Source organism: Variovorax sp. Soil_C_26 (assembly GCF_057657075.1).
This window is the reverse complement of record NZ_JBDGJC010000053.1, coordinates 1-419: the sequence shown is the minus strand read 5'-3', so window position 1 is coordinate 419 and position 419 is coordinate 1. Positions and strand designations below refer to the sequence as shown.

Here is a 419-nt window from a genome sequence, read left to right as displayed (position 1 = left end):
TTCGACCAGGCCCATTTCCTCGCTCGACATCAGCCGATCGATGTCCACCAGGATCAGCATCCGCTCGTCGAGCGTGCCCAGCCCGATCAGGTAGTCGGTGTCCAGCACCGAGCCCATCTCCGGTGCCGGCTTGATCTGCTCCGCGCCCAGCGTGATCACGTCCGACACGCTGTCGACCACCATGCCCACCACACGGCCGCCGATGTTCAGCACGATCACCACCGTGAACTGGTCGTAGCTCGGCGTGCCCAGGTTGAACTTGATGCGCATGTCGATGATCGGCACGATGATTCCGCGCAGGTTCACCACGCCCTTGATGTACTCGGGCGCGTTCGCGATCCGCGTCACCGCGTCGTAGCCGCGAAGCTCCTGCACCTTCTGGATGTCGATGCCGTATTCCTCCTGGCCGAGCGTGAAGG

At 63.2% G+C, this 419-nt stretch carries 1 protein-coding gene; it reads right to left on the bottom strand.

Annotation, left to right across the window (positions count from 1 at the left end; all coding sequences use genetic code 11):
* Positions 1-419: chemotaxis protein CheW (locus AC3A6G_RS27430; RefSeq protein WP_487866183.1), on the bottom strand; the 419-nt coding region annotated here is incomplete at both ends.